The sequence below is a fragment of the Vibrio sp. 397 genome (assembly GCF_033339395.1).
In the GTDB taxonomy this organism is placed as follows: domain Bacteria; phylum Pseudomonadota; class Gammaproteobacteria; order Enterobacterales; family Vibrionaceae; genus Vibrio; species Vibrio alginolyticus.
Genome location: NZ_JAWOUN010000019.1, coordinates 1 through 19,286, shown reverse-complemented (window position 1 = coordinate 19,286; position 19,286 = coordinate 1). Strand labels below are relative to the sequence as shown.

Below are 19,286 nucleotides of genomic sequence, written 5' to 3'. Positions count from 1 at the left end.
CGGTTGCACACTAGCCGACATCAGCCCGACAACCTCTATTGCAAGCAATCAGAGTTAGGTCACTTCACACTTATTTGGAAACGACCTAACAACTCGCATGCAGAGCCGTACTACGGCAAGGAGACGCTATGGGCGATACCGATCGGAAACTGTTTGTACTCGATACCAACATTCTTCTTCATGAACCCTTTGCCATCTTCTCTTTCCAAGAACACGATGTCGTTATCCCCATGACCGTGTTGGAAGAACTCGACCGAATCAAAGACAGTAAGCGCGACGTTGCAAGAGATGCGCGCGTGGCTATTCGCACCTTGGAAGATTTGTTTAAAGAAGCAACGCCAGATGAAATCTCTGAAGGCATTCCTGTTTCTAAAGACAACCCCGACCAGGGTACCATTTCCATTTTGGCGGATTTTGAACTGCAGGAAACCGTCAAAGCCTTCGCCGACAAATCCGGTGACAACCGTATTCTCAACGCGGTGCTTTATCTGCAAAATAAACGTGCACCACGTGAAGTGGTACTGATCACGAAAGACATCAACATGCGTCTGCGAGCCAAAGGGGCTGGTGTGCGTTTTGTTGAGGACTATAGAACCGACCAACTAATTGATGACATTCAATACCTAACCAAAGGCTTTCAATTGCGTGAAGGTGATTTCTGGAGCGGTATTGAGGAAGTAGAAAGCTATGCACTGGGCGGAAAAACTTACCACAAACTCAGTCGCGAGCCCTTCGACCCAACTTTTATCAACCAATACGTCATTGATGAAGACAGTGACTTTGCTGGTCGCGTAGAAACCATCAATGAAGACAAGTTAACGCTTCTCGACCTGAGCCGCGAACGCCTAATGCATCGCAAGGCTTGGGACATCACACCTAAAAATATCTACCAGGGAATGGCGTTAGATGCCTTACTCGATCCAGAAATTGACTTGGTGATTCTAACGGGTGCGGCGGGTAGTGGTAAGACATTACTGGCAATGGCTGCAGCATTGGAACAAACCATTGAAAAAAGCATGTTCGATAAAATTATCGTAACACGTAACACGCCAGATATCGGTGAATCCATCGGCTTCTTACCCGGCTCCGAAGAGGAGAAAATGATGCCGTGGTTAGCGGCGGTGACCGATACCTTGGAAGCACTACATAAACACGATCACTGCACTGAAGGCTCATTGAAGTACATCTGCGATAAAGCCAACATTCAATTTAAATCGATCAACTTTATGCGTGGCCGTTCGATTCAAAATGCGTTTGTACTGCTTGATGAGTGTCAAAACCTCACTGCATCACAAATCAAAACCATCATTACCCGCTGTGGTGAAGGAACCAAAATCGTCTGCTCCGGTAACTTGGCGCAGATTGACTCTCATTACCTCACCCCAGTGACATCAGGATTGACGTACATGGTTGAGCGCTTCAAGAACTTTGAAGGCAGCGCAAATATTCACCTCAACGGCGTGGTTCGTAGCCGCTTGGCGGAATTTGCTGAAGAAAACCTGTAATTGACACCGACTCACAAAGCAAAAGAGCGCTCTAATGAGCGCTCTTTTTATAACGATTCAACTGAGTTACTCAGTGCCACCCACTGTCAGTGAGTCCAGTTTCAAGGTCGGCTGACCAACACCAACTGGCACACTTTGACCTGCTTTACCACATACGCCAACGCCCTTGTCGATACTTAGGTCGTTACCGACCATAGAGACTTGCTGCATTGCTTCGATACCTGAGCCAATCAACGTCGCACCTTTAACAGGGCGCGTAATTTTACCGTTTTCAATCAAGTACGCTTCCGATGCAGAGAACACAAACTTACCCGAAGTAATGTCCACCTGGCCGCCACCAAAGTTTGGCGCATACAACCCTTTCTCGACCGTCGAGATGATTTCTTCTGGCGTATGTTCACCTGGAAGCATGTAGGTGTTGGTCATACGAGGCATTGGCAAGTGTGCATACGATTCACGACGACCGTTACCCGTTGGATTTACACCCATTAGCCGCGCGTTTAGCTTGTCTTGCATATAGCCTTTCAGCACACCATTCTCGATAAGCGTGTTGTACTGACCGTTTACCCCTTCATCATCCACATTCAGTGAACCACGAAGGTCTTTTAACGTGCCGTCATCTACGATGGTACACAGTGAAGACGTCACTTGTTGACCCATTTTTCCAGAGAACACTGACGACTCTTTGCGGTTAAAGTCACCTTCTAGTCCATGACCTACCGCTTCGTGTAGCAACACGCCAGGCCAGCCAGAACCCAATACCACTGGCATCATGCCTGCCGGTGCGGCTTCTGCTTCAAGGTTGATTAACGCCATGCGAATCGCTTCGTCTGCATAATGGAAAGCTTGTTTCACACCATTGCTTTCCGTTAAAAAGAAATCGTAACCGAAACGGCCGCCGCCACCAGCGCTACCGCGTTCACGTCGTTCGCCTTTTTGTGCGAGCACGCTAATAGACAAACGCACCAAAGGACGAATATCGCCTGCATAAGTACCGTCTGTTGCCGCAACAAGCATCTGCTCATGCACACCGCTGATGCTGATCGAGACTTCTTTAATCAATGGTTCTTTAGTGCGGATGTAAGCATCTAGAGATTTGAGCAATTCTGTTTTTTGCTGCTTTTCCCATTCAGCTAGTGGATTCACAGCGGCGTAGTACGCTTGGTTTTCGGTGCGTTTAAACGCTTGGACTTTACCATTCTGCCCTTGCTGAGCAATACCGCGCGCCGCCATTGCACTCTGCTTCAGGCCTTCAGGCTGGATTTGATCAGAGTAGGCAAAGCCGGTTTTTTCGCCAGTTACTGCACGGACACCAACACCACAATCAATGTTAAAAGAGCCATCTTTGATGATGCTGTCTTCTAGAACCAGAGACTCATGCCAGCTGGACTGAAAGTAAATGTCCGCATAATCGATCTGGCGCGTCGCAATGCTGGCAAGCGTGTCAGCAATGTCTTGTTCTGTCAGACCATTTGGGGCAAGGAGTGCCTGTTCTATTTGGTTTGTGCTCATAGTTAGCTCTTTTATTTCCGTCTCAATTCATTTTGAAAGCGACTGTGTTGAGTCAGCGGCATATTCTGCCTTACTTGTTGGCTTTGTGACAAATCTATCTCAGTCACCAATAAACCTACTTCATCCTGAAGCTGTTTATGGATACGTCCCCAAGGGTCAACGACCATTGAGTGTCCCCATGTTTTTCGTCCACATGGATGCGTTCCAGTTTGTCCGCTTGCCAAAATCCAACATTGTGTCTCAATCGCTCTAGCTCGCAATAATACTTCCCAGTGAGCTTGCCCCGTCACAGCGGTAAACGCAGCGGGCACCACAATGATATCCGCCCCTTCTTGACGCAATACTTTATAAAGTTCTGGGAAACGTAAATCATAACAAATGCTCAATCCAACACTGCCGATATCAGTTTCCGCAACGACTATTTGATTACCCGCCATAAACGTATCCGACTCACGATAACTACCATAACCATCGGCTACGTCGACATCAAACATATGCAGTTTGTCATAGTGAGCAATGCATTTACCGTGCGGCGGAAATACAAGTGTTGTGGTGGTGACACCTTTTGCGGTTTGAATGGGCATGCTTCCGACAATTAGCGTTAACTGGTTCTTTCTAGCGATTTCACAGAGCCGCTGTTGAATCATGCCACTGCCAAGTGGCTCTGCATGTTGATGATAAGCTTCGCGACTGGAAAATAGCACTGTATTTTCAGGAGTAAGAACAAGTTTGGCACCTTGCTTGCTCGCTAAAGCACACTGTTTTTCAATGAAGTCCAAATTCGCGTTAATATCCGGACCCGAAGTCATTTGAATAATGCCAACACGCTCCATGTGTTTCCTCCCTATTCCATTATATTCGGTGAGTTATTTGGCCTGTTCACGCAGTTTTTCTGGCAGCTTGTATTCACCTTTACTTCGCGAAATTTCTTTCACCGTTGGTGAATCTAGTGGGCCTTTCACTTCATAATTGACTTGAGTGAAGACCTCAACCACCGGAGATATCACCGTAGAGATGGCCAAGACATACAAAGCAGTTTGAGGCGCAACGGCAAACGCGGTCAGCATTGGTAGGCCTGATGTGATGTCTGGTGTGAATTTCACTTCCGCATCAACCATTCTGCTGTTCATATTAGCGATGCCGCGGATTTGCATTTCCCCTGCTAACGCATCCATTACGATATCATTGGTGATAAACACACCGTCTTGGATTTTGCCCGTTCCCGTGATCGAGTTGAATGCCATGCCTTTATCGAATACGTCGGTAAAGTCGAGCTGCATCTTACGAATGATAGAATCCAAGCTAAACAAGCCTAACAAGCGTGCCGCACCACTAACTTCACTAATCACGCCTTTACCAAATTCCGTTGAGACGTTTCCTTGCAAGGTTTGTGTCTTCATTGACCAAGGTGCGCCGTCCCATTCCATATTGGCATTGATCTCAAATGGTGCTTGTTGAATGCCTGATGTAATACCAAAGCGCTCCATAAGATCGGTGTTGTTATCACCTTTCATTTTCATGGTTAAGTTGGAATGACTACTCTCTTTCGTCAGGTCCCACCAACCACTCATATCAATGCGGTTTTTGCCGCTACTAAAGGTGATATTTTTCCACTCCAAGCGGTTCTCGCGACGCTGCAAATCAACATTAACTTTGCCCACTTTGTAACCTTGCAGCCAAAAATCATCGATGTTCAAAGTTAAGTTTGGCATCTCTGCGTGAAACTTGCGGTCAAAATTGGTAATCAAAGGTGCGTTTTGATCTTCACTCGCAAAGATTGAACTGCGCTCTTTGGTCATCTCTTCAAACCCTGGGATGTACAGATGCAAGTGCTCTAGAGAGACCGATAGATCATAGGGTTTCAGATAGTTAGCTTTCCCTTTAACCTCTTGACTGTCCACATCGAGTTGCCAACTCAAATTTTTCTTGCTTGCTGAAAAATCCACATCATGAAACTCAATCCCACCGAGCTGTAAGTTTGGCGTTTCAACTTCAATGCGTGTCGGCAATGGAATGGTCGGCGTTTTCATGCTTGCCAAAACAGACGATGAAGGCTTGCTCTCAGAGACCTGCGCAAGCTCCGCCCATTGGTCTAAATTCAGTTCTTCGACACGCACCGAAGCATCGTGCCCGACAATAGGACTAATCCGGAAGCCACCTTTGCCAACCATTAAATGAGTCGCAGTCAGAACCGGGACATCGCCAGCGATATCTATCTCAGTTTGATACTTCACATTTGGGATCTGTAGTCGTGCTGAAATACTCTCTTGGTTGCCGGATGCTTGCAGTTTCGCTTGCCCAGACTCACCAATTTTTTTCGCTAAAGGATAAGGATATTGACTAGCCAGACGATTTAGCTGCGCCAGCACTTCAAGCTGATAAGTGAAACCAACATCATTGAGTTGCAAGTCAATATCCATTTGCCACGGCGCATGGCCAGAAACAAGGTTTAACCAACGCTCACCGACATAGGGTTTGAGCGGCTCGACATCCCAATCTCCTAGTGTATTAATTGTCACGTTGTAGCCTTGCTCCGCACTCTCTCCATGGAAATCAAGAGAGATAGGCTGTTGTAATAATTCGGCCGACAAACCCGATGTGGTAACCACATCATTGTCGAAGGTGATACGTCCTGTGGCGTTTTCAAGCGTCATTGGCGGCGCTTCAATATCAACACGATTTTCTGTTAAATCGGCATAACCCCAAGCGCGAGAGTCTTTCTCAAAATCAAACGGTATGTTGAGTTGAAACTCAGAGTAAACGGGCCCACTCACTTGCAGCGCTGTCAATGCGGCACCGACTGAATCCACTAATGGCGTCGCCATCATGTAGTCACGGACTTCATTACCCGGCGCGCTTGCTTTCGCTTCAATCTCGATGTGTCCACCTTCTGCCAACTCAGGGATTCGCCCAGTGATACGCTTGGCATGAACGCCATTTAGTGTGGCTGATTTTGAATCCAAATACATGGCATCATTTTCAAACAGCAAGTCTAGCTGCAAATCCGTGATGGTTGGCCATGCCGTATCAAAGCTAAATTTCGCGTCTTTTAATCCAACCCAAGCTTGGAACATGCCATTATGTTCTTTGTAAGGAAAATCCCCTAACTCGCCATACCACAACAATTTTGCTGTGTTCACTTTACCACCCTGAATCGCGGTCGAAAGATAGTCGGTCAAGTCTTGTCCAAGTGCCAGAGTCGGTAGATAGCGCCATGTCTCACCCGCGTTGTATAGATCCGCTTCGGCATAGAACGATAAAAATGGGCTTTGTTCTTTTGGAAAATCAAGACGGAATGCCCCCAGGACTTGAAGATCAGGCGTTGCTGCCGTCACTTTATCCGACCACAAGCGCCAGCCGCTCTCATCTTGCTGCCAGATAATATCGACTTCACCTTGTTTGATATTCAGCGGAGCTTGGAATACATCGCCGTACGGAAAGACATCATCAATGACGGTGACTTTTGCTTTAGCTTGATTCACATCCCCCGATACGCTGCCCTGTACGTGATGAAACCCGGGTAGGAGCTCCCATTGTGTCATCGCGAGTTCATCCATTTCAGCCGAGTAGCGTAAGGTGTCTAAACCACCGTTCATTGACAATCGGACATCTTCGACCCGACCTTTCGGTGCTAGTTTGTTAATAAGGTCACTGGTCGACTCTGACTCTGGAGCCAGCTTGATGAGCGGAATGAGTGCTTCGATGTCGAGCTGAGAGAGATTAAGCATCCAGCCGTTTGGTTGCCAATCAAACGCGACGTCTAGCTCTGGCCAAGGGGTATTATCGGTTCTGATCTGAAGTGAGTGGCCATTTACTTTCCAGCCTTGTTTATCTGGTCGAAGACTGAAAATTCCAGACTCAATAAACAGCTCATGATGTCCATCTTCATTCCACACCAACTCGGAAGGCAGCAATTCAACATAAGCATCATGCGGTTGGCTATGTTTGAGCGTCAGCCAAGTATTTAAGCTGACTTTACCCGATTCTGCTCCTGACTCTTCTTGCATGTAAGTGGTCAGCCAAGGTGTGACCGAGACATCTTGAGCACTCACGTAAAACTCACCAGATACATCGCGCAACGAGCCATGATCTTTAAAGTTAGCGCTTACTAATAATGAGTTCAGGCGAACATCGGCAATGCTAACCGTGCCTTCGGCTACGTGACGTTTCCCTTGATTGCTCCAACGAAGCTGCTCGATATCTAAACGGCGAGTTTCACCTGACACAGACTTATACCAAATCCGTGAATCGCTAATAGTGAAGTCTTCGAACTGACGTAAAAGAAGTGAGTCGAGTTGGTCAATGAGTTTCACTTCGCTCTTATCCACTTCGGGCTTCGGATCTTGACGATGAGAAGTCGGCAGAATGTCTACAGTGTGAATATCTAAAGCGAGGTTATGAATGGTAAGGTCTGCAACTACAGGTTTAAGTTGAAAAAGAGATTGAATAAGATCGAACTCAATCTGGACTTCTTCAACAGCGAAGCGTGCATCTTGCACGTTTGGTAGATTTGCCTCTAAGCCCAGTAACGCGATTGAGGGATGATTATTGCGCCACGTCCCTGCGACATTAGCAATAGAAACGTCAAAACCTGTGCCTTGCTTGACCCAGGTTTTGATCTCATCTTGGAAATGGTTAAGTTGCGGCAATGTGACGCGCAGCGTGGTCACTAATATGGCTAATAACACCAATACAGTAACTAAACTCCACGCACAAAAACGCCCAAAACGGTTAACACCAGAATTCACAAATGTTCCAAATTACATCATTACGACGTCAAACTGTTCCTGAATGTACAGGGGTTCAGCCTGAACTCGCACTTGCTTGCCAATAAATACTTCGAGCTCAGCTAACGCATGAGACTCATCGCCCAATAGCGCTTCAGCAACAAACGGCGATGCGTACACGACAAAATTATCGGCGTCGTAAGCACGGTTCACACGAGTAATCTCGCGTAATATCTCAAAGCATACGGTTTCGACCGTTTTCACGCTGCCACGGCCTTCACAAGTAGGACAGCCAGAACACAAGATATGTTCAATACTTTCTCGTGTGCGCTTACGCGTCATTTCAACTAAGCCAAGCTGGGTAAAGCCGTTGATGTTGGTTTTTACTCGGTCTTTCGCCAGCGCCGTTTCCAGTGAGGTAAGTACTCGCTGACGATGCTCTTCGGATGCCATATCGATAAAGTCAATAATGATGATACCGCCGAGGTTACGTAAACGTAGCTGACGCGCAATAGCTTGCGTTGCCTCTATATTGGTATTGAAGATAGTCTCTTCGAGATTACGACGACCAACAAATGCACCCGTGTTGATGTCGATGGTGGTCATGGCTTCGGTTTGATCGATGATCAAATAGCCGCCCGATTTTAGCTCGACCTTGCGCTCTAAAGAACGCTGAATTTCGTTTTCGGTGTCGTACATGTCAAAGATTGGCTTGTCACCTTCGTAAAGCTCAAGCTTATCTGTTAACTCCGGTACATACTCAGAAGTGAATTCTTTCAGGTTTTCATATTCAAGGCGGGAGTCGACCATGATCTTATCGAGCTCTGTGCCAACAAAGTCACGCAGAATGCGTTGAGCTAAGCCGAGTTCACCGTAAAGTGTTGAACGCGTTTTGTATTTTGAGCGACGCTCCATGACTTTTAGCCACAAACGCTTTAGAAATGCCGCATCTTGAGAGAGCTCTTTTTCATCAGCGCCTTCTGCCGCGGTACGAATGATAAAACCACCGTGCTCATCGCAGTAATGGTTCACCACCTTTTTCAAACGCTCACGCTCTTTCTCACTTTCAATACGCTGCGAAACACCGACATGGCTGGCCCCCGGCATAAAAACAAGATAACGCGAAGGTAAGGTGATATCCGTCGTTAAACGTGCACCTTTCGTGCCGAGCGGATCTTTGACCACTTGCACAACAATGTCTTGTCCCTGGCGTACCAGCTCAGAGATATCACGGACTTGAAACTGCTGTTTTTCGTTTTCTGCCACACATTCGGTATGAGGAACAATATCTGACGCATGTAAAAACGCCGCTTTATCTAAACCAATGTCGACGAAAGCCGCCTGCATACCTGGTAACACTCGGCTTACTTTGCCTTTGTATATATTGCCCACAATACCGCGACGCGATTCGCGCTCGATATGTATTTCTTGTAGTACTCCACCTTCAATCATGGCCACACGAGTTTCACTCGGGGTCACGTTAAGCAGCAATTCTGCACTCATGTGCACACCTCAAAACAATTATAAAAATTCTTGAATTAGCTGATCGGTTTCGAACAAAGGTAAGCCTACTACAGCGTGATAACTGCCTTCGATTCGGGTGACAAATCGCCCTCCGAGTCCCTGAATACCATAACTTCCAGCTTTATCGCATGGCTCTCCTGACTGCCAATATTGTTCGATTTCTTCGTGAGTCAGTGGTTTGAACCACACGTCAGTGGTAACGACCACTGAATGTTGTTGTTCCGATGATACAACGCTCACCGCAGTCATCACTTGATGGCGACGACCCGATAAGTCAGTAAGCATACGCTTTGAATCTTCAAAACTTTTTGGTTTTTCTAGCACACGGTCATCGCATACTACGACCGTATCAGAGCCCAATACAACGGAATCAGGCTTAGCCAACGCTAAGCCTGCCTGAGCTTTTTCCAAAGAAAGACGCAACACGTAATCTCGTGCTTGCTCATGAGCTTGTTTGGCTTCCTCAATATCAGGCAATACGATCTCAAAATCATAACCCAGTTGAGCAAGCAGCTCTTTTCTTCTCGGAGAACCCGAAGCGAGAACGAGAGATAGGCTCTTTTTCACCGCATTACCTTACGTGCCAAGCGCGACGAACTCGTCGCATTAATAAAAACATCCATGGCCAAAGTATACAGTTTATTGCCGCCGTCCACAGAGATAATGGATTAAATACTACGTCCTGGTTCAAATATTCCCCACAGAATATCAAAACTTCCAATAACGCAGTAAAAAAGGCAATTAAAATCGACTGTTGCCACAATGCCATGTTGCGAATCAACAGGAAATTCAGCGCCACAAGGTAGATAACGATCGACATCATCATGCCACGAATTCCAAGCGTTGAGCCGATCAAGATATCCCACAATAAGCCTAACACTAGCGCAGTCCCGACGTTCACTCGGTGCGGTAGTGCCAACACCCAATAACACGTAACAAGGAACAACCATGAAGGGCGTAACACATCTAACACACCTGGCCACGGAATGGTTTGCAGTACCAGCGCAACGAAGAAACTGACGCCAATCACCATTCGGCTACTCAATACATTATTGGCCATCGGTTACCTCTTGTTCTTGCTCTAACCCTTCATCTACATTGGACCGCAGTACTTTGTGTTGACGGTCTTCATTCGGCCAAATCAGCAGTAGGTAGCGTAAGCGATCAAATTCCACAACCGGCTCAGCCTTGATTGAGGCGAACTCTTGACGCGTATCGTGATCCACATTGGTAACCGTCGCGACTGGATATCCCTCAGGGTAAATGCCACCTAAACCGGATGTCACCAATAAATCACCAACCTGAATATCTGTGCTGGTTGGAATGTGCTCTAGTTGGATTTCATCCATTTCACCATTGCCCGATGCGATCACTCGGATATCATTGCGGATCACCTGGACAGGAATTGCATTTTTCGCGTCCGTTAGCAGCAGAACACGTGCGTTGTGCGCTGCGACAAACGTGACCTGACCAACAATGCCTTTCTCGTTGATAACAGGCTGACCAACGTAAACACCATCAATACGGCCTTTATCGATCACCACTTGATGACGATAAGGTGAAGTATCCACCGCCATTACTTCTGTCACGACTTTCTTTTCATCACGGACAAATGAAGATCCTAACAACTTACGTAGGCGTTGGTTTTCTTCTTTATATTGGTCGAGCAAGATAAGCTCGCTTTTCAGGCGTAACACTTCTCGCTTTAAGCTGCGATTGCCTTCAACTAATGCCTGATGAGAATTAAAACGTTCAAATACGCCATCGAACATACTACGAGGCAAATTCGCTGCGTACTGAATCGGTGCAACCATACTGTTTAGTAGGTATCGAACGTTGGAAAACGTATCTAGACGACTATCGGCCAGCATTAAGCTCGCCGACACGATGACAGCAAAAAACAGACGTAATTGCAGAGACGGACCTCTGCCGAAAATCGGTTTCATCTTGTTTTTGACCTGATTGCTTCCATGATTATTGAGCCTTACTTGGCAACCTAAAAATACTTAACTAAATACTTTTAGGTATGGAGCATGTTTGAATTACAGAGAGAGCAGAAATGAAGGTGAAGCCCGACATGAGCTTCACCTAAACCTTTATTCTTCAGAGAACAGATCGCCACCGTGCATGTCGATCATTTCTAGTGCTTTACCGCCACCACGCGCAACACACGTTAGTGGATCTTCCGCGATAACCACAGGAATACCAGTTTCTTCCATTAGTAAACGGTCTAGGTCTTTAAGTAGTGCACCACCACCGGTTAGTACCATACCGTTTTCAGAAATGTCTGAAGCAAGCTCTGGTGGACACTGTTCTAGTGCAACCATGACTGCTGATACGATGCCAGATAGCGGCTCTTGAAGCGCTTCTAGGATCTCGTTTGAGTTCAAGCTAAAGCTGCGTGGTACACCCTCTGCAAGGTTACGACCGCGAACTTCAATCTCTTGAACTTCATCACCAGGGTAAGCAGAACCGATTTCGTGTTTGATCTTTTCAGCCGTTGCTTCACCAATCAAGCTGCCGTAGTTACGACGTACGTAGTTGATCACTGCTTCATCAAAGCGGTCACCACCGATACGTACAGACGATGAGTAAACCACACCGTTTAGAGAGATAACGGCAACTTCAGTTGTACCACCACCGATATCGACCACCATTGAACCTGTCGGCTCAGATACGCGTAAACCAGCACCAATTGCCGCCGCCATTGGCTCGTCGATTAGGTAAACTTCACGCGCACCAGCACCAAGTGCTGATTCACGAATTGCGCGACGCTCAACTTGGGTAGAACCACAAGGAACACAAACAAGAACACGTGGGCTTGGCTTTAGGATGCTGTTATCGTGCACTTGCTTGATAAAGTGCTGAAGCATTTTTTCGGTTACGTAGAAGTCAGCAATTACGCCGTCTTTCATTGGGCGAATAGCGGAAATATTGCCAGGTGTACGACCAAGCATCTGTTTTGCTGCGTGACCGACTGCAGCAACGCTTTTTGCAGAACCTACACGATCTTGACGAATAGCAACTACAGAAGGTTCATCAAGGACAATTCCTTGCCCTTTTACGTAAATTAGAGTGTTGGCTGTACCTAAATCGATAGATAGATCGTTAGAAAACATGCCACGAAGTTTCTTAAACATACTCTTCGCTCATCCTGCAAAAATATAGAAGACAAAAATTGCTCTAAATGTACCAATGCCTCGCTGTCACAGCAAGGTATTGGTACACAAACATGAGCAGAAAGCCTCAATTTCTTGCAGTTTCCTAACTTAAGGGCAAAAACCTAAGTTGTTACTGTCCGGTTAACCCTGGCTCACCACGGTAAATCACGCGATCGTTACCACGATGAATACCAAAGGTGACGACGGAGGATGGGTTTTCTTCGGAGCCATCATTGTCCCAGTCGTATTTGAGCCAAGGGAGGTTGTTACCACTAGGGTCGAGATTAAGCCAAACTTCAGCTTGTTGACGTCCACAGTCTGCGCGCTCTTGCTTAGCAATAAGTTCACGCATGGCACCATCGTTAACCGTCGTTCTGACGCCTTCAAGTAAAATGTCGCAGTCGGAGCCATCATCAGGCCAAACTGGCTCCTGGCTTTTTAGAGTTGGGGACACTGTTGTCCCGTTATCCTTACTGTTTAAAACGAATCGGGTATCTCTCCAATACTCCACTCTAAGGGGGATATTAACAGATTTACCCTGATTCACTCCCACATCATCCAGAGCTATGCGACCAAACCTGACATCAGGTTGCGATAGTAGCTGTTGCGAAACCATTCTATCTTCAGTGCTATTTTGCCCTTCTTTTAAGAACATCGTAGGATCAACATAGCCAGATACTTTAGTTCCATTATTATTAAGTGAAAGCGAAATAGACGTTTCGATGGAACTATCCTTGTCTGCCGGTAGTTTTGAATTAAATGGACCATCGGGACTCGGCAAAGATAAATCTTTACGCCAATAAACTGAGTTATCCCAAGTTTTGCTCCACACAGCTCCCGACCAGTTATCACTAGTCAAATCGGAATCCAAAATGCTAAGTCTATCTGAGTAACCACCAGCCAAATACAAATCTGCTTTTAAAGAATTGGCAAAACCACCATAATTTTGAGTTGTGTAACCGTTAGCGTTATATGCTGTGACTTCAAACTTAACCGATTCAAAATTCTGTCCCATATATACAGATTGATTCTGATTATCAGGGTAGGTCCACTCTGTCCCGGTGACTTTAAAGTAATCCGGATAGAAGCGCCCAATGGTTAACTTACCATCGGCTATTTTAAATGCATTACTACCAAGATATAGAGATGTGCCAATATCATCGCCATTTTCATCTTTAGCAACTGGTGCCTCAGCAATAAGCTCGAAAACACCGACTTCTGAAACCGATTGATCAAACGTCACACTGCCACGAGACCATTTACTTGATTCTGGTAGCTTCTCATTTAGAAGTTTGGCTAATGAACCATTAGACGGGTACTTCACTTTATTACTAACCGTAATAGTCTTCTCTTGATAGTTCTCAGCAACCGTATCATCATCTTGCAATGCCGAGATGGTTAACTCAAAAACTTCACCAGCAGCAACAAACCCCGAAGAACAGCCATTTTCACTGTTGGTGCACTCTCCGCTCTTATCACCACTCTTTGCAGTAACTTTCAGTTTTGAAGGAAAACTAACGAAGCTGCCGAATCCATCCGAGTCATCAACACCTTCAACACTGGCTTTAAGTTTGACCTTTCCAGCTTCAGAGTATCTCAACTTAAAGAATGCCTTGCCTTCATCATCAAAATAAACATTAGGCAGGTATTTATTAGCTCTGGTTAGCTCGACATTTGAACTCCATTCCACAGCCTGATCTTTCACTTTTTTCTTGTAAGAAATCACGACAGGTTGAGAGCTATCGATCGGTGCCACTTCATAATCAATCGACATATTAACACCGCGAGATTCTCCGCCGTCTTCAGTTCGAGTTGAACAAAACGATAGGTAGTCCTCCCCCGTAGTTTCGCGACTAGCAACTACATCATTAACATTCACCGCAAGCACATTTGAAGCGAAGGTTACATTACAGTTGTTAGCAGATAGTGGCCCGCCATTAATTCGACATCGTGCCCCTTCAAAGCCAAACTGTGGTACGGAACTTTGATCGATACCCAAAGTAATATCGCCAGCTCTTGAACCTTGCAGCTCAAGCTGAGTTTCATTCTCAAACTGTACATTTGTACCACCAACCCAGTTGGCAACATTATTGCCAGTAGATGGAAGTAAAGTGACAGAGAGAGGCGTTAAGCTGCCATCATCGTATGCATCTCTAGGATATTGCTCAGAACAACTTTCATTCATACAAGCTCTAAGTGTCACATCAGAAGCCTGACACGTACTGCCTGAGCCTGAGTAGTCAAACTCGAAATGATGAATACCATCTGTTAATCGCGAGTACTTGTCCGCACAGACTCGGAAGTTATCAATATCATGCGTATTGGTAAGCATACCTGTGGATGCCGTTACCGACAGACGGAAGTTATCTGGAATATAGTTAAAACCACCTTTTTCCAAAACGTTAAACTCTTCGATAACAGGATCCCATCCGCCATTTTTTCCGACTTTTCGAAATACAGCCAGCGTTATCGTATCGGTGTTACGCGAATTTAAAACTACTTTATAACGATGCAGTTTCTCTTTACCTTTTCGATTATCCAACGAGCTGCTGTATTTTTTGCCAGTGATATACGGATAACCTTTCAACCACTTACCATTCGCATCTTGGACGCCCTGTCCACGCACCCCAACATTATCAGCAACACTATTTGAAACGATTTTCTCGCTCCCTTCACGAATGTAGTTACCAAACTCATCAATACCAATACCTAGCCAACCACCAGCAAAGCCTTCTACATCTTTGGAGACTTCAGGGTAGTGATTCTTTAGAAGCTTCATCCCGTAACCAAGCGGACCACCAAATGCCCCGGTTTGAGGAGGGACACTCGCATCAGAAATCACCAGCGCAACACCGTCAGCACCATCCCCACCATATGCATTGTGATCAAACTCAATCTCTAAATAGTTCTGATCTGACGGAAAAATATAGTTATATGCAGAGGCTGTTGCCTGCTCTGGTTTATTTGAGTTTAAGATGAAACGTCCATCAGAGATATGGGGCTCGTCACTGGTACCAAAGCCCATCACCGACCAGTTTGACAATGAACCTGAATTGAAGTTTTCTTCTGGTAATAGTGAACATTGCTGTGTTGGCGGAATAACAGGAACTAATTCAGGACAAAGTGAGGCTACAGCCTCTATTGGGCACTCTCCGGTCTGGGGGGGCTGACAGTTGGGATCATCTACACCACAATAAATGTCACTATCATTGTACTCGTAAGAATGTGATTTTGAGTTAACAGAACCACAGACGGTCGAGCTTTTTACTGTGGCTTTCCCGTGGGACTGAATCGCTTCACTAAGAGTATAAACACCTCGATTTTGATCGAGTTTAGAGTTAGTCAACGATACTTCGCTACCTGTTGATTCTACCCGGCCACAAACCAATGAGTTTTTAATATCGACTTTATGTAGAGCGAGAATATTTCCGTGTACTTGGTTATTGGCTTCTAAAATAACCTCTAAGCCCTTACTGGTAACGTCACCCGTAACTTTTGTTTCATTTAATGTAACCCGGCTTGATGCAGAAATATCACCTTGAATTTCATTCCCGCTTTGCTCAGTTTTCACCTCACCACCGATACTTGTCACGCTACCTTCGACATGGGTTTGCTTCAACGTAACCGTTCCAGCAGCTTCAACGTTACCGCGAATGATATTGTCGCTTTGTTCGGTTTTTATCGTGCTCGTTTTACTCGTAACATTTCCTTCAATAACCGCTTGAGAAAGAATAACCTCCCCATGCGTGGACAAGATCGAACCATAAACATGCGATCGGTTCTTAAGTTGAATTTTACCGTGCGACTCAATATCACCATAAATATCATAGCCACCGTTATCTCCGATAACATCGCTGGTCTCGTTAATAAGGTCAATATGAGCATTAGATTTACCGATCTGGTTGTTGCCAGCGAGTTGAATAGTACCTCGTACACGAATCGTCATTTTACTATCAGACACAATAGTATAGCCGTTATTCAACGTGAGTCCGTTCGGGCATACGTAGGTTGTAGGCCTAACAAAAAAATTAAATCGATCTTGGTAACTACCGTTATCACACAAATCGCTTGCACCTTCAGGGACCCACCTCACCCAGTCCCAACTTGGCGTAATATCGTGAACCTTAGCGAGAACGTTCGCCGTACTCATCATACATATCAAGGCTAAGCAAATCAGTTTTTTCATTCTTGTTATTACTCCCGAACCCAAATCTCTTGCTGGCGCTCAACTTGCGATAAGCCCGAGCCACAAACGGCCGTAGCTTGCACCCTAAATAGTGACTCTGCTGCTGGTGTTCCTAAGTTTAAAGTGCCTAAATCTACACAACTCATTGGGCTAAGCCTACATCCGGTCCCTTGTGTGACATTAGGCATTGCACCGCTTACCGTATTTGTGCAGATTGTCGCGACGCTATCACTCGTACCATTGATGGGATATAACCTTGTCAATGCCCACTCATTTGCAGACTGAGCAACAAACCAAGCTTTTGTTCCCAAAAACTCTCTTGTTAATCCGCTTTGATTCGACCATGTCACTTTCATTAAAGAGGAAGCCAAATATCCCATTACAATAATGACGAACAACACGATGATTAGTACATTTCCGCTGGAGTTTCTTCTATGGGACATTGAGCACCTGCACATCTTGTTGATACACACTACGTTCACCATCCTGCTCAAACTCTAAATTGATATGAACTAAACCACCTCGTTGCAGAGTTGGCTCTAGATAACGCATACCACTTACGGACGTATCGACACTACCCGCAACCGTAATACCATTTCGCGTAACTCGCTTGGTATCAAAACAGTAGCGAACCTCCGACTTCTCTTGATAAATATAAAGACGGCTAGAAACAGAGGATCCCGTAATCGTACTTGCCCCCCCACTAACAACAAAAACCTTACCTGTTTTAGCTAAACCACCAATGGCTATATTTCGCGAAGAAGTTGATTGTAAATCTTCATATCGGCTCGGATTTATCACCATCCTGCGATTCGCAGGAATAGGATTAAGCGTTGAGTCATTACCTAGCAAAAACTCTAAGTCATTATTCTTAAACGTGTAAAAACCAGAATATTCAATCGGCACAAACTCTAGACAATTAGTTGTTCCTTTTGGCACATGAAAACTATTAGGTACAGCATGGCGGATTTCACGCGTCATCTTTTCTAAAACAAACTGAGCTTGTGTTTGTATTCGTTGGCGGTCGATAGTATCAGCGTACCCTTTCATTCCTAACTGGACATACCCAGCTATACCCAACATGATGAAGCTGCCGATCACGATCGTAACTATCATTTCGATTAAGGTGAAACCACGATCTTTCATCAGTAGTTCCCCTTAATAGCTGTTAGAGTAAGGGGCTGCGTGTTCCCCGCAAAAATCCGTAATGTTACTTTTTTGTATTCGGTTATTTCATCGGGAGCTTTATCCGTCAGATCATCATAGGCAACGCTAACTTCTAATCTAAAGTTTTTGTACTGCTCAGTACTGTCCGCACCAAGTACATCACTAATATTCCCTCTAGGGATACCATCGCACTGAGAAGCCGTTGTAGATGTGCTCCAACACCCAATATAGTCATCGACATCGTTGAAAGAACTCGGATTTGATGCATCCTCTCCGTAGTCAGTATCCACATCTAAAGTCGAAGAGCACAAATTCAAAGGATTATCTGGATGAGGGCTGTCTTTAGGCTCACCACATCGAACAGTACCACCATCAAAGTCACTCCACTGGTCAAAGCCTCGCGCCAATATCTGTGACATAAAACCTTGGCCTAATGCGGCAGCGCGGGTTTGATAATGAGGGATGGCGGAATCTCGAATCTGAGGGACAAGAAAAGAAGTAAACGCCACCATCGCAATGCCCATTAAAACAATCGCGATGATCATTTCTATCAAAGTCATGCCACTAGATTTCTTCATGAGCATGTACCTTTTGAAACATAACCTTGAGTATTAATTTCAACTTGGCAGCGGCTTCGACCATGTTTATCTTCAATCAGGATTGAAACTCCACCACTCGCAGAATTTATAGGATTACCCAACAAATTAAACTCGATTGGATTAGTTACGGCATTGGTCAGTGAAAACTTTGCGGATTTATCAATAACTACGTCACTACGAGCATCTTGTGCACTGCCTGTTAGTGTGCAGGCAGCAACTGAACCAATGCATGAGCTAGAAACTTGTAAACGAAAGTTATTATCAGTTTTTTTTTCAAAATTCGACTGCATACGATTCACCTGCACTTGGCGAATAACAGAAATCACGCGTTCTTGTAATGCATATGCAGAGAAACTGCCAGAGCCCATAAAACGGCTGGCTGCAAAAAGTGAAAGGATAGAGAGGAGAACAATCACGAGGATTAACTCCATTAACGTAAACCCTAATGCAGAGCTGCGAATTTTCATAACCCAACCTTAGGCTTAGAACAAGCGAGATAAGTATACGATGAAATTATGAGATTAATGATAGGTTTATAATTTTTCGATTCGAAATGTGAACAGACGAACAAATAGCCAATGTCTAGTTATTTCTCCCCTTTGAACGACTAATCTCTTCTTCAATTCGATCGTAAGTTTCTTTATTGCTTAGCGTCTCAGAAACGTGCTCCGCGGTTTGCTTGGTTTGCTCCCATTTTGCTTCGTATGTTTCTGGTCCAAAACTGATATACCGAGGCAATAGCACGTAGCCAGCGACGGCGAGAAAAGTCAGCAGCACGATAAATTCAGTAGTGCTTAATCCTCTGATGCTTTTCACTGCTCAGTCCCTAAAAAGTAAATTACCACCTTCTAAAGAAGGTGGCTTTGTGTGAGCCCCCTAAAAGGGGGCCTTTGTTTAGTCCAGCG

15 protein-coding genes are annotated in these 19,286 nt (G+C 45.3%); 1 reads left to right on the top strand and 14 read right to left on the bottom strand.

The genetic code is table 11. The features are described 5' to 3' along the window. Window positions 1-128 precede the first annotated feature (128 nt). On the top strand, window positions 129-1,505 hold the full coding sequence (locus R7P36_RS21310; protein ID WP_213899983.1) for a PhoH family protein: 1,377 nt from the start codon (window positions 129-131) through the stop codon (window positions 1,503-1,505). A gap of 66 nt (window positions 1,506-1,571) precedes the next feature. Here the strand turns inward: R7P36_RS21310 and tldD are convergent, their stop codons facing one another. The 14 genes from tldD to R7P36_RS21240 all read right to left on the bottom strand — a co-directional run bounded on the left by tldD (window position 1,572) and on the right by R7P36_RS21240 (window position 19,197). After that, window positions 1,572-3,017 carry a metalloprotease TldD gene (gene tldD, locus R7P36_RS21305; protein ID WP_005381134.1) on the bottom strand — a complete coding sequence of 482 codons (1,446 nt, stop codon included), beginning with the start codon at window positions 3,015-3,017 and terminating at the stop codon, window positions 1,572-1,574. Window positions 3,018-3,028: 11 nt separating this feature from the next. Further along, window positions 3,029-3,850, bottom strand: a complete 822-nt coding sequence (locus R7P36_RS21300; protein WP_005381136.1) for a carbon-nitrogen hydrolase family protein — start codon at window positions 3,848-3,850, stop codon at window positions 3,029-3,031. 33 nt (window positions 3,851-3,883) lie between these two features. Beyond that, entirely contained in the window at window positions 3,884-7,765 is a 3,882-nt protein-coding gene (locus R7P36_RS21295; RefSeq protein WP_213899984.1) for a YhdP family protein, read from the bottom strand. A 12-nt stretch (window positions 7,766-7,777) separates the two neighbouring features. Next, window positions 7,778-9,247 carry a ribonuclease G gene (gene rng / locus R7P36_RS21290; protein WP_005381138.1) on the bottom strand — a complete coding sequence of 490 codons (1,470 nt, stop codon included), beginning with the start codon at window positions 9,245-9,247 and terminating at the stop codon, window positions 7,778-7,780. An 18-nt stretch (window positions 9,248-9,265) separates the two neighbouring features. Continuing rightward, window positions 9,266-9,835 (bottom strand): Maf family protein, encoded by a 570-nt coding sequence (locus tag R7P36_RS21285; RefSeq protein WP_005381139.1) that lies wholly within the window; start codon window positions 9,833-9,835, stop codon window positions 9,266-9,268. 4 nt (window positions 9,836-9,839) lie between these two features. Continuing rightward, window positions 9,840-10,328, bottom strand: coding sequence for a rod shape-determining protein MreD (gene mreD / locus R7P36_RS21280; RefSeq protein ID WP_005381141.1), 489 nt, complete (start codon window positions 10,326-10,328; stop codon window positions 9,840-9,842). Further along, window positions 10,318-11,214 carry a rod shape-determining protein MreC gene (mreC, locus tag R7P36_RS21275; RefSeq protein WP_005381142.1) on the bottom strand — a complete coding sequence of 299 codons (897 nt, stop codon included), beginning with the start codon at window positions 11,212-11,214 and terminating at the stop codon, window positions 10,318-10,320. Before mreC ends, mreD begins: the two co-directional genes overlap by 11 nt. Before the next feature lie 150 nt (window positions 11,215-11,364). Further along, complete coding sequence (locus R7P36_RS21270; RefSeq protein WP_005381144.1) at window positions 11,365-12,408, bottom strand: rod shape-determining protein; 1,044 nt, start codon at window positions 12,406-12,408, stop codon at window positions 11,365-11,367. 151 nt (window positions 12,409-12,559) lie between these two features. Continuing rightward, window positions 12,560-16,615, bottom strand: a complete 4,056-nt coding sequence (locus R7P36_RS21265) for a DUF6701 domain-containing protein (RefSeq protein ID WP_318122295.1) — start codon at window positions 16,613-16,615, stop codon at window positions 12,560-12,562. A gap of 8 nt (window positions 16,616-16,623) precedes the next feature. Then, window positions 16,624-17,058: an MSHA biogenesis protein MshP gene (locus R7P36_RS21260; RefSeq protein WP_186584633.1), complete on the bottom strand. Its 435-nt coding sequence runs from the start codon at window positions 17,056-17,058 to the stop codon at window positions 16,624-16,626. Then, on the bottom strand, window positions 17,048-17,761 hold the full coding sequence (locus R7P36_RS21255) for a PilW family protein (RefSeq protein ID WP_318099388.1): 714 nt from the start codon (window positions 17,759-17,761) through the stop codon (window positions 17,048-17,050). Before R7P36_RS21255 ends, R7P36_RS21260 begins: the two co-directional genes overlap by 11 nt. Then, the gene (locus R7P36_RS21250) at window positions 17,761-18,360 is read right to left on the bottom strand and encodes a type II secretion system protein (protein WP_318099389.1); all 600 of its coding nucleotides are present in this window, start codon (window positions 18,358-18,360) and stop codon (window positions 17,761-17,763) included. Before R7P36_RS21250 ends, R7P36_RS21255 begins: the two co-directional genes overlap by 1 nt. After that, the gene (locus tag R7P36_RS21245; protein WP_132937236.1) at window positions 18,357-18,848 is read right to left on the bottom strand and encodes a type II secretion system protein; all 492 of its coding nucleotides are present in this window, start codon (window positions 18,846-18,848) and stop codon (window positions 18,357-18,359) included. Before R7P36_RS21245 ends, R7P36_RS21250 begins: the two co-directional genes overlap by 4 nt. 115 nt (window positions 18,849-18,963) lie before the next feature. Then, window positions 18,964-19,197, bottom strand: a complete 234-nt coding sequence (locus tag R7P36_RS21240) for an MSHA biogenesis protein MshA (RefSeq protein WP_132937237.1) — start codon at window positions 19,195-19,197, stop codon at window positions 18,964-18,966. Window positions 19,198-19,286 lie beyond the last annotated feature (89 nt).